Origin of the sequence: Devosia sp. (assembly GCF_014860165.1) — a bacterium.
In the GTDB taxonomy this organism is placed as follows: Bacteria; Pseudomonadota; Alphaproteobacteria; order Rhizobiales; family Devosiaceae; genus Devosia.
Window position 1 is genome coordinate 19,547 of sequence record NZ_JACZKG010000033.1, and the last position, 16,741, is coordinate 36,287.

Genomic DNA, 16,741 nt, shown 5'->3' on the forward strand with positions numbered 1-16,741 from the left:
CTCAACCGAGTTCGCTGCGCAGCACGATCGTATCGGGCTCCCACACATGGGTTCGGTCGATATGGGCCAGTGACCAGGCGAAGACCTTGTGCATGGCCCGCAAGTCTCGCGCCGCCACAGCCTCCTCCAGCAGCTCGTTCATCCGCATCTTGGCCGGCAAATGGCCCGGCGGCCCGACCCGCTCGAACTCCACCCCCACGCCCCCTGCCACCCAGCCGCCGACCATTGCGGCGAACTCCTCCGACACCAGGAATGGCGAGAGGCGCAGGATCAACAGGGTAATGGTGTCCTCGTCAAAGTGCTCTGCCCGGATGACCACGCCGCTATGGTTCGGGTGCCAGTCCGGCCCCAGTTCCGCCAGGAAGAACCAGCCGCAGTAAAATCCGCGACAGACCGCCGGGCGAACATCGTAGACCGTGCAGCCCTGCCCTTCGGCGCAATGCGGGCAGAGCAGGTTGGCGGGCTTTTGCAGCTTGTCCGTGCGGATGGGCGGAAAGGCGCAGCAGGCGGTGCAGCCTTCGCAACTCCTGTCCTCCAAAACAGCAAGGGGCACGCCATTTCTCCACCACGTCCTGAGGCGAGGCTAAGCCCAAATGCAGGTTCAGCGCCAGCAAATCGCTCACACCGTTTGCAACCTGAGGCGGGGTCACCTATATTGGATTTGCTCGCAAGAGCTATGGCGATAAACGGTCATCGTAATAAACCTTTCGGACCCGGGGGCAGTACCCGGCGCCTCCACCATCTTCCCCCTCAAGGGGCAGCCAATGGGGGCGAAACAGGATCGACGAGGGCGTAAAGGGTGTGCTTTTGCTCGGTGAGGTACCACCGTTATCGGTCCAAAACTTATAGTTGCAAATGACAACCATAAGGCTCCAGTCGCTCTCGCTGCGTAAGCAGTGCTAGCATTGGGAAATTAAGTCCTCCACCCCTAGCCGGGTGACAGGCGGGGTTCGCAGGCACCTGGCAACAGAAGCCTGCACCTTCCCATAGCGTCCGCGCCTTTCTCCTTGAAATCTCTTGGAACGTGAGGCTGATATGGATCGTTCGGGATTCTATCCCGCAAGACTGGAAGGTTACGATGGCCGAAGATCACATGCGTTACGACATCCTGACCCAGGAAGCCCTGCGCGGCGTCGTGCGCAAGGTGCTTGCCGAGGTGGCCAAGACCGGCCTGCCGGGTGAACACCATTTCTTCATTTCCTTCGTCACCCGCGCGCCCGGCGTGCGCCTGAGCGAAAAACTGCTCGGCCAGTATGACAAGGAAATGACGATCGTCATCCAGAACCAGTATTGGGACCTCAAGGTCTCCGAAACCGGCTTCGAGGTCGGTCTGTCCTTTGATGGCATCCCCGAAACGCTGGTCATCCCGTTCTCGGCGGTCAAGGGCTTCTTCGACCCGTCAGTGCAGTTCGGCATGCAGTTCGACCCGGCAACGGCGCCCGGGGCCGCGGTCGCCGAGGCCAAGGCCGACGCCAGCCTTGAATCGACCGCCACCGCTGGTGGCAACGAGGACAGTGCCGAAAAGCCTGGCGAGAAAGTCGTCAGCCTCGACTCCTTCCGCAAGAAACCTTGATCCTGCCCCGGTGGACAAGCGTTCCCTGTCCATATCCGGTCATCGCACCTCCATCGCGCTGGAGCCCGAATTCTGGGCTGCGCTTGAGGCCATGGCCGTTGAAAAATCCAGAACGATGGCTGGGCTGATCCGCGAGATCGATGAAAACCGGCAGACCGCCAACCTGTCATCAGCGGCCCGGCTGGCCGTGCTGCGCTGGTATCAGGAACGCACTGAAGACCGCCCCAGCTAGAACTGCGGTTGGTTGACCGACGGCGGCGGCAGACCCAGGTCAAGCGGCGCCTGCACCGGCTCGGTGGGCAAGGTCTGGATGGACGGGCTGGTCTGCGTCTCCTGCTCCAGCCGTCGCGCCTCTTCCTCCGCCGCCAGCCAGGCTTCTTCCTCGGCTGCAAGACGGGCCGCTTCCTCTGCTGCCCGGCGTCGTTGCTCCTCGATCAGGCGATTGCGCTCTTCGGCGGCAGCGCGTTGCCGCTCCGCATCCTCGGCGCGCAGGATTTCGAGCCGGTCCACTTCCAGTTCATTGGCCCGCACCAGCACGGCGGCGATCATTTCCTCGAGGTCGAGCGTCACCACTGGCGCCAGCAAGGTGCCGGCGAGCCGGGTGATGATGCGCGACGTGTCGGTGCCGATCAGCCCGCTGCTATCGGCAAAATCGCGCGGCGTCATGACGAAGCCGCCGCTGAGGCCCAGTTCGGCCATGGCGAGATTGATATCGCCGGCGAGGCGAGCGCCGGCGCCATCGACAATGAAATTGGCGAGTCGGACGACGCCCCCGGCAATGGTAAAGGCCCCCGTGGCGCTAGGCGCCGTAAAGGGTCCCTGCCCCAGCGCCAGCCCCATGATCGCGCCCATGGCATCGGGCTCCATGGTGAGCACATCGTCCAGACCCGCTATGGTCGAATAGACGTCGGGCGACATTTGCTCCACCGAGAGCCCGGTCAGCGTGAAATGCCCCTCGCCGACCAGTGCAGCCACGACCTCGGCAAGACTGGCGCCCGTTCCTTCGAACTGCACGCCGCCATCGACCAGCCCTTCGATCATCTCGGCGATTGCCGGTGGCGCGATCAGCTCGATCGGCGTCGTCGCGATGCTCAGGCGCCCGCTCACGGTCTTGTCGGTCAGCGGACCGGCGCAGCAGACAGCAATATCGAGATTGATCGTGCCGAGATCGGCGACCGCCTCGAACCGAGCCAGCCGCGTCCGCGTCTCGTCCCAGCTCAGCTCGAAACTGGTCTTGCCCAGCCGCTCGACTTCGCCACCCGCCAGAGCCCCCGCAGTGACGCTGACCGTGCCTCGCGTCTGCCGCGGCCCCTCGGCCAGGCTGATCGGCCCTTCCGGCCAGGAGCCGCTCCCGGCCACCAGCGCCGTCGGACCAAACAGCGTGGCCGCAAGGCCCTCGACCGAAACCAGATCGACGGCGATGTCGCCGGCCACCACCGCCGTGCTGCCGGTGCGCGACAGCGACAGCGCGCCGGTAAACGCGACATCCCCCGATACGCCCGCTATTTCGGTCAACCGCGCCAGCCGTCCGCCCTCGAAATGCAGCCGCGCACTCCCATCGGCCATCGGCAGCGCCAACCCGCCCGCTCCCACCGACCCTGCCAGCCCGCCGGCATTGGCTAGCGCTATGTCGAGCCTGCCGGTGCCCTGGATTTCGCCATTGTCCAGTGACAGCAGGTTGCCGGCATAGCTGATGCTCTCGTCGCCCAGGCTTGCCGTGAGATTGGCGTCGAGGCTGTTGCTCGGCGATCCCTGGAGGGTAAGGCTCACCAGCATCGACCCCTCCGCGCCGAACAGCGCCGTGTCGCCAAAGCCGATCTGCCGAGTCAGCCCGGCAATGTCGGTCGATTCAAGTCCGGCCGTCACGCGGAGCGGCGCGCTGCCCAGCGCCGCGATGCCACCATCGAGCTCTGCCCGCAGGTTGAGCGCGCCTGCGCCCAGCGAGCCCGCCAGGGTGAGCGTCTGGCCGCCATCGAGTGGCCCGCCGAGATCGACCAGCAGGTCGGCCGGCGCCGACAACGCCAGGAAGTCGCGCCAGCTCTGCGGCACGTCCAGCACGTCATAGAGTCCCAGCAGTGCCGGGGCATCGCCGGCGTCGATCCGCACCATGCCGGAGCCCGAAACGTCAGGCTCGGCAGCCGTGCCGCCCGCTGTCAGCGTTGCATCCAGGCCAATCCCACCCCAATCCTCCGCCGACAATCGCGAGAAGCTGACACCACCCTCGCGCCACTGGCCCTCCGCGACAAGACCCGTGCCATCCAGCCCGAAAACCCGGGCGCCCTTGCCGGTCAGCGAGAAACTGCCGAAGGGAAAGCTCAAACCAAAGGCACGCTCTGCCGCATTGGGCAGCAAAGCCCCCACCAGTGCACTGCCTCTTTCTCCTAGCTCGTCGAAATGGGCCACCAGATCCAGCCGTTTCTCCTCGCCGAAGCCCATCCGCAATTCGAGGGCATGCGTGCGCTCGTTCAGCGTCAGCACGCCGTCCACGAGCCCCAGAGCGTCGCTCCCCAGCATGACGTGCCCGGTCAGCGCACCGGGTTCGTTGAACAGCAGGTTGTTCTCGTCCGGCTTCCGCCACAGTGCCGCCAGCCCATCCAGGCGCGCACTCGCCAGCGAGACCTCGCCGCGAAACGCGGGACGGTCATTCTCGCTGCTCAGTTGCCCGCTCAACCGCACTTCGGTGTCGCCGGGCAGGTGCCCGGTAAACTGCTCGATCTGCCAGGTGGACCCATCGGTGCTGGCATCCATGCGCACATTGCGCAGGGCAAAGCCACGCAGCCCGACCTCAGCCAGGTCGATACCCACCCGCCCCGCCATGGGCGGCATGATCGGCGCCGGCAGCTCGGCCAGCAGCCGCACAGCCTCATAGGGCAGCGTGGTGGCGTCCTCCTTGGCGTCGCGCGGCGGCAGCGAGAACACTCCCCCCGAAATCACCGCATCGAAACTTCTGACATCGCCCAGCTGGATGCTTGCCGCACCGGTCAGCCGCGTGGCGGCCCGATTCTCGTCCGGGCGCAGCGTATAGCCGGAAAGCACCACGCGATCGGTCGAAGCCGTGACCTTGCTTTCGAGCACCAGGTCGCCGCGAATGTCGGTTGCCACATCGGTTGCCGGCGGCGTCTGCCGGTAGACCATGTCGCCCTCGAACTTGGGCGCCATGCCGGGCGCCAGCAGGCCCTCCAGCGAAAACGAGAACCCGCCGGACTGGGGCTGCAGGAACAGCGATACGCGCGACTTGTCCGCCGCATCCAGCGCGCTGGAATTGAACCGGATCGAATAGGGCTCGCTGTGGTGGCTGGCGCTGCCCTGGAAGGAGAACGGGCCGCTGAAATCGGCAAGCCGCAGTTCGCCGCTGACATCGTCGGCCACGAAGGTTTCGCCCGAGCGGCGATCCATCAGCCGGACGGTCGCGCCGACAATGGTCGTGTCGCCCAGCCCTACCCCGCCGGCACCGGCCGCCAGGGTGACGCCGCTGCCCAGAAAGCCGCTCTCATCGATGCTGAAATCGACCACCGGCTGGCGCAGCACGAGGCGCGTGACATTGTAGTTGTCGCGCAGAAAATCCATCAGCGAGAATTCGGCCTCGACACTGTCCACGGTCGCGGCCGGCTCTTCCGCCGACCCCACCAGCACATCGGAGAAGCGCAGTCGGGGTTGCGGCAGCAGCGTGAAGTCGATGTCGCCGCGCACCGTCACCGGCGTTCCCAGCACATCGGTCGCCAGTTCCTCCATCCGGCCGCGATAGTCGCTCCAGCGGACGAAGTTCGGCGCAATGAACGCACCGGCGAGCACGATGATCGCCAGCATGCCGACGATGATATAGATGCGGTTCAGCACTGCGAGTGGCCACCCGGTTTTCGCGGCTGAGTGTAGGCATGCGCGCGGCCCGCGCAACCCCGCCATTGCCTTGAATCGCCGTATAGATTCGACCGCCGACCGGCGCGGCCCCATCACGTGTCGGTCATCACCCTCAAAAACAAACAGCCGGACCCTGGGGCCCGGCTGCGAATGGCAGGTTCAGGAGGTGCTAAAGCGCGCCAACGGACCAGAAAAGCGTCTCGCCCGAGGAATCGTCCACGCCGTCATTGTCGGTGATGACAAAGCCGATGCCCGCGGCGTCGATCGCCAGGCTCTCGACCTTGTCGACCGCATATCCATTGCCGGCCTGGAGATCGGGAACCAGGTCCCGCACCAGTTCCTTGCTGACATCAGGCAATTCGCCCCCCAGTTCGGCCGGCACGAGGTCGCTGACCGGCACGCGATAGATTGCCTTGAGCGCGGCCTTGCCGGCGATCTGGTTGTCGCGCTCGATCAGATAGACATGGTCGCCATGGGCGGTGATTTCGCTGAGGCCCACCCAGCCGCCTTCCGGCGCCGCCTCGAGCTGGTAGCGTACCGCGCCCCATTCCCCTGAAGCCGGCTTGTAGGAAACCAGCTTCACGAAGCCCTTTTCGTCGTCCTTCCACTCGCGCTGGATGGCGATCCACAACGTCATCTCGTCGCCGGCGCCGATGGCCGTGATGCCTTCGGTGCCAGAGCGCGTCTCGGCGGCCAGCAGGGCTGCCGGGAACGCGACCTCTTCCTCGATCTCGCCATCCGCATTGACGTGGAACAGCGCATGCGGCGTCAGCTCGGAAGTGTCGCCTTCCGAACCGAGCCAGAAGCCGCCCGCGCCATCGAGCGTGATGCCCTCGAGGTCGAGCTTCTGCGCCGCCACGCCACCGCGGGTGATGATGGTCTTCTTGACGATGCGAGCTGGCATGGCCGTGGCGTCGATCTCGTAGATCGCCGGAGCACCCGACAAGGCGCTGTCGCTGACGGCGTAGAGAATGCCCGGCTTTTCGGCATCGGCGACGGCGCCCGAAATGGCGGCCCAGCCGATCGGATGCCCGTCCGCGCCCATCTCCGAAACCAGCTGCGGATAGGCCGCTGCGCCTTCGCCCAGTTCATAGAGCATGACATGCGAGCCGACGCCGCCGTCCTCACGCAGGTCGACCTCGTTGGCTGTCGCCAGCAGGTTGCGTTCCGGAATGGCAATCAGGCCCTCCGGCGAAATGCCCGAGGGAACCGACTGCACGTATTCGGGCTCGGCCCCGGTATCCTTGTAGATGGCGATCAGCGACGAACGCTCTTCAGCAACGAAGATATACCGGCTGTCGCCAAACGCGGCGACTTCGAGCCCTTCCGGCTCGACGCCCTTCTTGTTGCGGAAATCGGGATAGTGCCCGAACAGTGCCGCCTGCACGTCGAGCGCATTGCCCGAATCGAACAGCACCGTGCCGTCACGCCCGAAAATGGTGAAGCCGCGCGACCCGCCATCGAGATCACCCTCGTTGGCGACGACGAGGCGGTCATTGTCCAGCCACTTCACCGCATCGGGCTCGCGCGGCACGTCCGTAAGCGCGCCCGAGAAGTCGATGATGCCGTCCTTCTTGGTGTCGACACCCTCGACCCCGGTGGTGCCCGCCGAGAAGCCGCCCGTCACCGTGCCGGCCTTGGCATCGACGATGGCGACCCAGTTGTTTTCCTGCAGCGTCACCGCGACTTCGTCCGCATCGTTGAACGATACGAATTCGACCTCGGCATCGTCAGGAGCAACCTCCGAAAGCCCGGTCAGTTCGACCCGCTTGATGCCGGCCTCGGTCACCGCGCCATCGGTCAGCGTCACCAGCGTCAGCCAGCCGGACGGCGCCTGCGGGATGGCGCCGTCATTGACGTCCTCGTCGCGCTCGTTCTCGATCGCGATGGCGAGGATGGTGTTGTCCTTGTTGTGGGCGATCGAATCCGGCTGGCCGCCGAGTTCGAATTCGCCATCGACGGCCTTGGTCGCGATATCGACAACCACCAGCTTGCCGGATGGCGCGACAAAGCTCTCGGAGGTATTGACGGCCACAAAGGCCTTGCCCCCGATGACAGTCACCGAAGTGGGCTCGCCGCCCATATCCATGAAGCCGCCCTGCTTGGGTGCCTTGGCGTCGGTGATATCGACAAAGCCGATGCCGCCGGCCGGGCTGTCCGAATAGATCAGCGTCATGCCGTCATCGGTCGCGGTAATGATCTCGGACGAGGAGGCTTCCGCCTCGGGATTGTTCAATTCGACCGGGAAGCTGGCAATACGATTGAAGTGTTCGGCCGCGGCGACGGATGCGGTACCCGCCAGCAGCGTCGCGGTCAGCGCGAGCAAGGATTTCGATGAAAGCATGAGGGAGCCCCTGTTGTAGCCCGCTCCGCTTAGGGCGGCCACAATACAGTCCGATGACGCCGATATGACACCCCCGTGACAGCCCGCCGTTCTATACACCGGCCCTGCCAATCCCTATATTGCCGACGAGAACAAAATAAGATTCGTCAATCCCCGCGCAGCGTCTGCCGCTCCCGGCACGCAGCGATGGAAAGGCCCATGAATGCCTGGCAAAGCCACCAATATCGACCGCCCCTCCGCCGGAGCGATCACCAGCCAGTTTGGCCGCAGCCAGCAGGCGCCTGACTATCTCAAGGGCCTCAACGAGGAACAGCGCGAAGCCGTGCTCACCACGGAGGGCCCGCTGCTGGTCCTGGCCGGTGCCGGCACTGGCAAGACGCGGGTGCTGACGACGCGTATTGCTCACATCATCAATTCGAAACTGGCCTGGCCGTCCGAGATTCTTGCGGTGACCTTCACCAACAAGGCCGCTCGCGAAATGAAGGAGCGTATCGAACGATCCGTTCCGCGCCTCGAAGCCATGCCATGGATGGGCACCTTCCACTCCATCGGCGCGCGCATCCTGCGCCGCCATGCCGAACTGGTGGACCTGAAATCCGATTTCACCATTCTCGATACCGACGATCAAATCCGCCTGATCAAGCAATTGCTTGATGCCGAAAACATCGACGAGAAGCGCTGGCCGGCCCGTCAATTCGCCGGGATGATGGACACCTGGAAAAACCGGGGCCTCTTGCCCAAGGATGTTTCCCCGGCCGATAGCGGTTCCTACGCCAACGGTCGCGGCGCCAAGCTCTACGCCGATTACCAGGCCCGCCTGAAGGTGCTCAACGCCGCCGATTTCGGCGACCTCCTGCTCGAGAACATCCGCCTGTTCCGCGAATATCCGGAAGTGCTGACCGAGTACCACCGGAAGTTCAAATACATGCTGGTCGACGAATACCAGGACAGCAACGTCGCCCAGTATCTGTGGCTCCGCCTGCTCGCACAGGGCAAGCCGGCGAGCGAAGCCAATATCTGCGTCGTCGGCGACGACGACCAATCCATCTATGGCTGGCGCGGCGCCGAGGTCGACAACATCCTGCGCTTCGAGAAGGACTTTCCCGGCGCCAAGGTCATCAAGCTTGAGCGCAACTATCGCTCCACGGGCAACATCCTCAAGGCGGCCTCCGCCGTCATCGCCTTCAATGAGGATCGCCTGGGCAAGACGCTGCACAACGATTCAGTCGCACCCGGCGAACTGCTTTCGGTCACCTCGCTGTGGGACAGCGAGGAGGAAGCCCGCACCGTCGGCGACGAGATCGAGCAGTATCAGCGCCAGGGCGAAGCCCTCAATTCGATGGCCATCCTTGTCCGCGCCTCGCATCAGATGCGCTCCTTCGAAGAACGCTTCATCACGCTGGGCCTGAACTACCGCGTCATCGGCGGCCCGCGCTTTTACGAACGCAAGGAAATCCGCGACGCCATCGCCTATCTGCGCGTCGTCTCCAACCCGTCCGACGGCCTGAGCTTCGAGCGCATTGTCAACACGCCCAAGCGCGGCCTGGGCGACAGCACCATCCAGATCCTTCACAACACGTCCCGATCGGCCAGCGTCTCGCTGCTCGCGGCCACCCGCATGCTGCTCGAAACCGAAGACCTCAAACCCAAGCAACGCACCACCTTGCGCGAACTGGTTGGTCAGTTCGATCATTGGTCATCGCTCCTGCAGTCGATGCCGCATTATCAGTTGGCCGAACAGATCCTCGACGAGAGCGGCTACACCGCCATGTGGCAGGCCGACAAATCGCCCGACTCCCCCGGACGCCTCGAAAACCTCAAGGAACTCGTCCGCTCCATGGAAGAGTTCGAGACCCTGGGCGGCTTCCTCGAACACATTTCCCTCGTCATGGACCGCGACACGGCCGAAGCCGAAGACGCCGTCTCCATCATGACGCTGCATTCGGCCAAGGGCCTCGAATTCGACACCGTCTTCCTGCCCGGCTGGGAAGAAGGCCTGTTCCCCAGCCAGCGCACCATGGACGAGTCTGGCCGCGCCGGCCTCGAGGAAGAGCGCCGCCTCGCCTATGTCGGCATCACCCGTGCCCGCAAGCGCGCCCGCCTCTCGGTGGCGCAGAACCGCCGCATCAACGGCCTCTGGCAATCGGCCATCCCGTCCCGCTTCCTCGACGAACTGCCCGCCGATGCCGTCGAGGTCAAGGATACCGGCTCGTCCTATGGCGGCTACGGCTATGGCGGCGGCGCCACGTCCCGCTTCAACATGGCCGACCCGTTCGAAAGCGTCTACGAAACCCCCGGCTGGCAACGCGCCCGCGCCCAGCAATCGAGCCGCAAAAGCGCGGGCCCCCTGACCATCGACGGCGACCTCGTCGCCCGCTCCGTCGACCTTGGCAACGACCGCTCCGCCTTCGGCCTGGGCGAGCGCGTCTTCCACCTAAAATTCGGCTACGGCGCCATTGCCGATATCGAAGGCAATAAACTGACCATCGATTTCGAAAAAGCCGGCCGCAAGAAGGTGCTGGAGAGCTTCATCAAGAAGGGCTGATGTCCTCCGCCATGTCCTCCCGCTCCGCGAACACCTCTTTGGCCGCCAGCAGGCCGTTCAGCGCTGCCGGAAAGCCGGCATAGACTGCCATCTGCATGATCGTCTCGACGATCTCGTCCCCGCTCAACCCCACATTCAGCCCGGCATGGATGTGGACCTTCAGTTGGGGACGAGCGTTCCCCATCGCCGTGAGGGCGGCAATGGTGGCGACCTCGCGCGACCGCAGGTCAAGTCCGGGCCGTGAATAGATGTCGCCGAACGGAAATTCGATCACATAGCGCGCAAAGTCGGGCGCGATATCGGCCAGCGAGTCGATCACTTTCTGTCCGGCCTCGCCGTCGATTTGCGCCAGAGCCTTGGCGCCGCGATCGTAGCGGCTTTCGGTGTGCTGGGTCATTGCTGTGCCTTTATGGTCGGATGTTCGCCATAGCCGGCGATTTTGGCATCAAGCACGTCAAGGCATTCCATGAGTTCGGCGACACGGGCCCGCACCGCCTTGCGATGCATCATCAGCAGAGCCTGTCGCTCTGCTTCGCTGTCCACTCCACGCTCACGCAGCTCCGCGTAGCGCAGCATTTCGCTGATCGGCATGCCGGTGGTTTTCAACCGACCAAGGAACTCGATCCACGCCAATGTCTGGGGCGCATATGATCGGTGCCCGGAGCCATTGCGCGACGCGACGGGCATCAGCCCGATGCGTTCGTAGTAGCGGATAGTATGGACCGACAGACCGGAAACAGCAGCGAGTTCGCCGATTCTCATGAGTTACCCTTGTTCTCGACCTGCACTCGCTACAACTTTGAGTGCGCTCTAAGTCAAGAGCGCAAATGCCCAGGCGTTCAACTAACGAAACGCCTCCCGATCTCCGCCACATATGCTCGCGTCAACCGCTGTATCGTTCCCTCTCCCCTGAGGGGAGAGGGAAGCAAGTCACGGAAACCGCTTCCCGATCTGCTCGACATACGCCCGCGCCAGCCGCCCGAACGTCTCCGCATCCAGCGCAATCGTCTCCCCCACCGCGATCCCCGCCACGGCCTTTTCCGCCTTGTACTTGATCGTCTTGTTCTCCCGCAGCACGCCATCATGCTCCATGATGGCATCGGTGAGCATCCGCACCTCGTTGAGCGGATTGCCGTCCTTGCCCTCGGCGCCGCGCATGCGGTGCATGAAGTGGTGGTCGAGGGCCAGCAGCATGGAATTGAAATAGCCCGGCGCGAAGGCGGCAAGGGCAGCCTCGGCCTTGGCATTGCCCCTCACGGCGGCAGCGAGCGCGGCATAGCTGGCGAGCTGTTCGTCGATCCTTGAGGCGGTGAGCTGAACATAGACTTCGGGGTAACTGGTCACTGCGAGCATGGCGAGCATCCTGATCTGCGGCCGGACCATCCGGCGCTCTTCCATGTCGCCGAGATTGCGCAGGCTTCGACAATTTGGCCAAAGATTTTTCGCCGCCCTTTCGCGCGACCCCTGCCCGGCCTATCTCTTGGCCAGTGCAGAGGAGACGCCGGCATGATCATTTCCACCACGCCCACCCTTGAGGGTCGCCCGGTTCGCGAATATCTCGGCATCGTCACCGGCGAGGTGATCGTCGGCGCCAACATCTTCAAGGACCTGTTCGCCGGCATCCGCGACATCGTCGGTGGCCGTGCCGGCGCCTATGAAGGCGCCCTGCGCGATGCCCGCCGCCAGGCTCACGAAGAACTGCGCTACGAAGCCGAGCGCATGGGCGCCGACGCGGTCGTCGGCGTCGACCTCGATTATGAAGTCGTCGGCCAGGGCGGATCCATGCTGATGGTCTCAATCTCCGGTACAGCGGTGAAGCTCTAGAGTCTTGGGCGGATACCCCACCTAACTGGCGCGATCGTGTCCCAACCACGGTGCGGATTCCTCCCCCTTCAGGGGGAGGTTAGGTGGGGGCGCGGATAAGTCCGATTGACCTGCGCCCGCACTTGTCGCAACTAGGCGCGGAACAAGGATTTCTGCCATGGCCGTCGATCAGCTCTCTGCCCCGCTCACCAAGGAACAGGCCTATGCGCTGGTCGATGCCGTGATGGAACGGGATGATCTGGCACTGACCGCCTCGGCCCATGAAAACGAGGAAACCGGCGAGTGGTTCTTCGAGGCCACCTGCGACAGCCCGCCCGATGTTGATTCGTTTGTTGAACTGGCGCGGCAAACCCTTGGCGGCACAGTGGAATTCTCTGTCGCCCCGATCGATCCTGAGATCAATTGGGTCGCCAGGTCGCTGGAAGGCCTCGCCCCCGTCATCGCCGGCGGCTTCTATGTCTATGGCAGCCACGAAACCGGGCCCGTCCCCGGCGGCCTGACCCCGATGAAGATCGATGCCGCCCAGGCCTTTGGCACCGGACACCACGAAACAACCACCGGGTGCCTCGAAGCCATCGACAAGGTGCTCAAGCGCAAGAAGCCGCGCTACATGATCGATGTCGGCACCGGTACCGGCGTCCTCGCCATCGCCCTTGCCAAGCGCACCCGTACCACCGTCATCGCCAGCGACATCGACCCCATCTCGGTAGCGACCACGATCGAGAACGCCGCCCAGAACGGCGTCGGCAAGCACATCATCGCGCTTGAGGCAACGGGGGTGAACCACCCCACCATCATGCAGAACTCACCCTACGACCTTGTTGTCGCCAACATACTGGCCGGCCCGCTGATGGCGCTGGCGCCCTCCATCGGCCGCATTGCCGGCAAGGGCGCGACCGTGATCCTGTCGGGAATTCTGCAGCATCAGGCGCGTGGCGTCATCAACGCCTATGCCCGCCAGGGCATGGTGCTCAGCCAGAAATTGCAGCGCAAGGACTGGACCACGCTGATTCTCGAGATGCCCTGAGGCTATCCGCAAGAAATCTCCCAGCATGCTTGCGGCATATGCAAAGCAAAATCCCCGAAGCATGCTCCGGGGATCGACAGATCGTCAGCAGTAAACTGCAGCGCCTTACGGACGCTTGGTGAATGCGCCGATCAGCTGGTGCTGCATGCGATAGCTGACCTGGCGGCTCGATTCACGACCACGGGCGTCGATGACGGATCCCAGGGCCTTGCGGAAATCGTTCTTGCTCTCAGTCATTTAACTCTCCATGCACGTGTGACGAAGGTCTGTTGCCATCGTCACGATCTATTTAGGCTTCGGCGCAGGGTTTGGTTAGGCCTTTGCGGTCACACCAGCCCTGCAACAGCCGCAAGCCCCGTTACCGCTTCGTTAATTTGCCGTTCAGCTTGCCGTAGTCGCGCTCATAGCGCTCGACATAGGCCCGTGCCTGGCGTTCACGGCCGGCGACCAGCGCGTCAAAGGCCCGCGCGAGGAAATTCTTGTCCTGTCCCATCTTCGCTCTCCTTGCTTGTGTCACTAAGGTAAGCCCTGCCCGGCGATTTGCTATGGGCCGATCCGACACCCCAGCCATGACCGGGACGCAAGCCGGCACCGAGGACCGCAAGCCATGACCGCCCAGAACTTCCCCCCAGCCGTGTTCCAGAGCTTTGAGGAAAAGTCTGACAAGAAGACGGTGGCGCCCCGCCTTGCCGCCTTGCGTGGCGCCATGGCCAAGGCCGGGGTTGATGGCTTTCTCGTGCCACGTGCCGACGCCCATCGCGGCGAGTCGGTGCCGGCAAGTGACGCTCGGCTGGCCTATATCACCGGCTTCACTGGCTCGGCCGGGCTGGCCGTGGTCGGCCCCAGGAAAGCCGCCCTGTTCGTCGACAGCCGCTACACGCTGCAGGCGCCCGCCCAGACCGACACGCGAAAAGTCGCCGTGGTGCAGACCGACCGCGGCGGCATGAACGAAGCGGTCACGTCCGTCATCCCCAAAGGCGGCAAGCTCGCCTATGACCCCTGGCTGCACACGCCCGGCGAAGTGCGCGAGATGACGACGCTACTGGCCGATCACGCGACGCTGGTTCCTGGACCCAACCTCGTCGACGCCATCTGGTCCGACCGCCCTGCTCCGCCGGTTTCCACCATCGAATTCCTCGGCCATAACCGCGCCGGGCGGACAGCGGCCGACAAGATCGGCGAAATCCAGAAGTCCATCGCCGCCGACCATGCCGACGCCACCGTGCTGACCCTGCCCGAGTCGATCTGCTGGCTGCTCAATATGCGCGGGCGCGACGTGCCCAATACGCCGTTCGTCCTCGGCTTCGCCATCGTGCCCAGAAAGGGCCTGCCGACGCTTTATCTCGATCCCGCCAAGATCACCGACGAGCTGAAAGCGGCGCTGGCTGGCGTGGCGAAGGTCGCAACGCGCAAGGCCTTCGCGATAGCGCTCTCGCGCCTGGGCAAGTCCGGCAGGACGGTACTGGTCGATCCGGCGAGCGCGCCTGAAGCCGTGGTTGCTGCGCTCAAGGAAGGCGGCGCCAGCCTGGTGGAAAGGCGCGATCCGGTGCTGCTGCCCAAATCGCGCAAGAATGCAGCCGAGCTCTCGGGCATGCGTGAGGCGCATGTGCTCGACGGTGTGGCCATGGCCAAGTTTCTCGCCTGGTTCGACGATACTGCACCCAAAGGCGGCCTGACCGAGATCGGCATCGTCACCGCGCTTGAAGCCTTCCGCCGCGAGGAGGAGACCTGCGTCGATGCCAGCTTCGACACCATTTCCGGCGCCGGACCCAATGGCGCCATCGTCCACTACCGGGTAACCGACAAGACCGATCGAACCCTCAATCCCGGCGAGATCATGCTCGTCGATAGCGGTGCGCAATACCTCTCCGGCACGACCGACATCACGCGGACACTGTCCACTACCAAGCCCAACGACGAGGAGCGCGATCGCTATACGCGGGTGCTCAAGGGCATGATCGCCATCTCGATGGCGCGCTTTCCCAAGGGCACGACCGGTGCACAGATCGACATCCTGGCGCGGCAGTTCCTCTGGCAGGCTGGGGTCACTTACAATCACGGCACCGGCCACGGCGTCGGCGCCTATCTCGGCGTCCACGAAGGCCCGGTGGGAATCTCGTCGCGCTATTCGACGCCATTCGAGGTGGGCAATATCATCTCCAACGAGCCGGGCTACTACAAGACCGGCGCCTATGGCATCCGCATCGAGAACCTGATCACCGTGGTCGAGAGCGCCGAATTCCCGGGCTATATGGAGTTCGAGACCCTGACGCTGGCGCCCATCGACAAACGGCTGATCCGCAAGTCGCTGCTGACGGAGGCCGAACGAGCCTGGCTGGACGCCTATCACCACCGCGTGTGGAAGGAGATCGGCCCGCTGGTCAAGGGCAAGGTCAAGGACTGGCTCAAGGACGCCACGGCGGAGCTGTGAGCTGCTTCACCTCTCCCTTTGGGGGGAGAGGTGAGCGACCCTGCGCCCGCTAAAACCCCAGCGGATCGTAGGTCAGCGCCCAGCTCAGCAGCCAATGGTCCTCATTGCCCATGGAGGCGACGTCATCGACGCGCCAGCCGCCATCTTCGCGGATCATGGAAATACTGAGCAGCCGCGGCTGGTCGAAATTGTGGTAGCTCACATTGACCACCGCCCGGTCGTCGATGACGGAGGCCTCGCCGATGGCGACATCGAACAGCAGCGCGTTGACGTCAGGCAGGAACGGATTGAACACCGCGTTAAGGGTGAACTCCGATCCGCTCATCGCCGCATCACTGGCGAACACGTCATTCTCTATGGCCTGGTCGAGAACGGCCTTGAGACGCGCTGAATAATAAACGGACGGATCGGCGACCGTCCGCCCGAGATTGTAATCGTCATATATGGCAGCGACCAGTTCCTTGGGGCTGCTGAATATCTCGGCCGCATCCACCGCCGGCGTCACCATCAGCGCCGCCGCCACCACCGCAATCATTCGCATCGTCTGCCCTCACATACTGCCGATTGGCTAACGGGAGGGCACGGCGCCACTGTGATCGCCTGATGGCGGATTTGGGGCGGAACGTGAAAGTTTGGAAAGGAAGGGAACCCTCGATGGGTCCCCTACTGATACAGCGCGGCCGCTTCGGCGAAAATTTCGCTCAGGCGATAGGGATTGTCCGGATTGGTGGAGACCACGTCATCGACTTTCCAGCCGCCATCCTCCAGCACCAGTTCATATGTCAGGGACCGCGGTTCGCCGAAATTGCTGAAGGTGACATCGACCGAGGCATAGTCGCCGGCAATGCCAGCCGCCCCGATCTCGAGATCGGTGATGTCGTAGTCCTGACCATCGATATAGGGATCGAAGCTGATGGCACCCATTTCGCCTTCGGGCGTGATCTGGGCATCGTTGTCGTAGAGCGCCTGCAGCGCCGCCGAGCGGAACTGGCTCTCGTCTTCCGGAAAACTGCCATCGAAATAGGGCTGGTAGAAGGCCTCGATCAGCGCCTCGGGCGTATCATAGGACTGGGCGGCAGCAAGGCTCGTCAGTGCCAGGACAAGGCCGGCAGCGAGGGTAACAAGACGCATTGAAGTCT

Annotated in this window: 16 protein-coding genes and 1 other RNA gene; 7 read left to right on the forward strand and 10 right to left on the reverse strand. The window is 63.8% G+C overall.

Going from position 1 to position 16,741, the window contains the following annotated elements; translation table 11 throughout:
* Position 1 precedes the first annotated feature (1 nt).
* Positions 2-553, reverse strand: coding sequence for a hypothetical protein (locus tag IH615_RS07765; protein ID WP_291361169.1), 552 nt, complete (start codon positions 551-553; stop codon positions 2-4).
* A 71-nt stretch (positions 554-624) separates the two neighbouring features.
* Between IH615_RS07765 and ssrA the strand changes: the two genes are divergently transcribed.
* The 3 genes from ssrA to IH615_RS07780 all read left to right on the forward strand — a co-directional run bounded on the left by ssrA (position 625) and on the right by IH615_RS07780 (position 1,805).
* Positions 625-981: a transfer-messenger RNA gene (gene ssrA, locus IH615_RS07770) on the forward strand.
* Between the two features lie 97 nt (positions 982-1,078).
* Positions 1,079-1,573, forward strand: a complete 495-nt coding sequence (locus IH615_RS07775; RefSeq protein WP_291361171.1) for an SspB family protein — start codon at positions 1,079-1,081, stop codon at positions 1,571-1,573.
* A gap of 10 nt (positions 1,574-1,583) precedes the next feature.
* On the forward strand, positions 1,584-1,805 hold the full coding sequence (locus tag IH615_RS07780) for a ribbon-helix-helix domain-containing protein (RefSeq protein ID WP_291361173.1): 222 nt from the start codon (positions 1,584-1,586) through the stop codon (positions 1,803-1,805).
* Here IH615_RS07780 and IH615_RS07785 read toward each other — a convergent pair.
* Both IH615_RS07785 and IH615_RS07790 read right to left on the reverse strand, forming a co-directional pair.
* Positions 1,802-5,410, reverse strand: a complete 3,609-nt coding sequence (locus IH615_RS07785) for an AsmA family protein (protein WP_291361175.1) — start codon at positions 5,408-5,410, stop codon at positions 1,802-1,804. The two genes, IH615_RS07780 and IH615_RS07785, sit on opposite strands and share 4 nt — an antisense overlap.
* Positions 5,411-5,600: 190 nt before the next feature.
* Complete coding sequence (locus tag IH615_RS07790) at positions 5,601-7,775, reverse strand: esterase-like activity of phytase family protein (RefSeq protein WP_291361177.1); 2,175 nt, start codon at positions 7,773-7,775, stop codon at positions 5,601-5,603.
* 202 nt (positions 7,776-7,977) lie between these two features.
* Between IH615_RS07790 and IH615_RS07795 the strand changes: the two genes are divergently transcribed.
* Positions 7,978-10,320, forward strand: a complete 2,343-nt coding sequence (locus IH615_RS07795; RefSeq protein ID WP_291361179.1) for a UvrD-helicase domain-containing protein — start codon at positions 7,978-7,980, stop codon at positions 10,318-10,320.
* Here the strand turns inward: IH615_RS07795 and IH615_RS07800 are convergent.
* The 3 genes from IH615_RS07800 to IH615_RS07810 form a co-directional block, all read right to left on the reverse strand.
* The gene (locus tag IH615_RS07800; protein ID WP_291361180.1) at positions 10,307-10,717 is read right to left on the reverse strand and encodes a carboxymuconolactone decarboxylase family protein; all 411 of its coding nucleotides are present in this window, start codon (positions 10,715-10,717) and stop codon (positions 10,307-10,309) included. The two genes, IH615_RS07795 and IH615_RS07800, sit on opposite strands and share 14 nt — an antisense overlap.
* Positions 10,714-11,082: a MerR family transcriptional regulator gene (locus IH615_RS07805; protein ID WP_291361183.1), complete on the reverse strand. Its 369-nt coding sequence runs from the start codon at positions 11,080-11,082 to the stop codon at positions 10,714-10,716. Before IH615_RS07805 ends, IH615_RS07800 begins: the two co-directional genes overlap by 4 nt.
* Before the next feature lie 168 nt (positions 11,083-11,250).
* A complete protein-coding gene (locus tag IH615_RS07810; RefSeq protein ID WP_291361184.1) occupies positions 11,251-11,673 on the reverse strand; it encodes a hypothetical protein in 423 nt (140 codons plus the stop codon).
* A 153-nt stretch (positions 11,674-11,826) separates the two neighbouring features.
* Between IH615_RS07810 and IH615_RS07815 the strand changes: the two genes are divergently transcribed.
* Both IH615_RS07815 and IH615_RS07820 read left to right on the forward strand, forming a co-directional pair.
* Positions 11,827-12,144 (forward strand): heavy metal-binding domain-containing protein, encoded by a 318-nt coding sequence (locus IH615_RS07815; protein WP_193335241.1) that lies wholly within the window; start codon positions 11,827-11,829, stop codon positions 12,142-12,144.
* 157 nt (positions 12,145-12,301) lie between these two features.
* Complete coding sequence (locus tag IH615_RS07820) at positions 12,302-13,171, forward strand: 50S ribosomal protein L11 methyltransferase (RefSeq protein ID WP_291361186.1); 870 nt, start codon at positions 12,302-12,304, stop codon at positions 13,169-13,171.
* 105 nt (positions 13,172-13,276) lie between these two features.
* Here IH615_RS07820 and IH615_RS07825 read toward each other — a convergent pair whose 3' ends face one another.
* On the reverse strand, positions 13,277-13,408 hold the full coding sequence (locus tag IH615_RS07825; RefSeq protein ID WP_263574796.1) for a hypothetical protein: 132 nt from the start codon (positions 13,406-13,408) through the stop codon (positions 13,277-13,279).
* Between the two features lie 121 nt (positions 13,409-13,529).
* On the reverse strand, positions 13,530-13,664 hold the full coding sequence (locus IH615_RS07830; protein WP_291361188.1) for a hypothetical protein: 135 nt from the start codon (positions 13,662-13,664) through the stop codon (positions 13,530-13,532).
* A gap of 114 nt (positions 13,665-13,778) precedes the next feature.
* Here IH615_RS07830 and IH615_RS07835 point away from each other — a divergent pair, with 114 nt between their 5' ends.
* A complete protein-coding gene (locus tag IH615_RS07835; RefSeq protein WP_291361190.1) occupies positions 13,779-15,602 on the forward strand; it encodes an aminopeptidase P family protein in 1,824 nt (607 codons plus the stop codon).
* 49 nt (positions 15,603-15,651) lie between these two features.
* Here IH615_RS07835 and IH615_RS07840 read toward each other — a convergent pair whose 3' ends face one another.
* Complete coding sequence (locus tag IH615_RS07840; RefSeq protein WP_291361191.1) at positions 15,652-16,143, reverse strand: hypothetical protein; 492 nt, start codon at positions 16,141-16,143, stop codon at positions 15,652-15,654.
* A 122-nt stretch (positions 16,144-16,265) separates the two neighbouring features.
* The gene (locus IH615_RS07845; RefSeq protein ID WP_291361192.1) at positions 16,266-16,733 is read right to left on the reverse strand and encodes a DUF3828 domain-containing protein; all 468 of its coding nucleotides are present in this window, start codon (positions 16,731-16,733) and stop codon (positions 16,266-16,268) included.
* Positions 16,734-16,741: the final 8 nt, after the last annotated feature.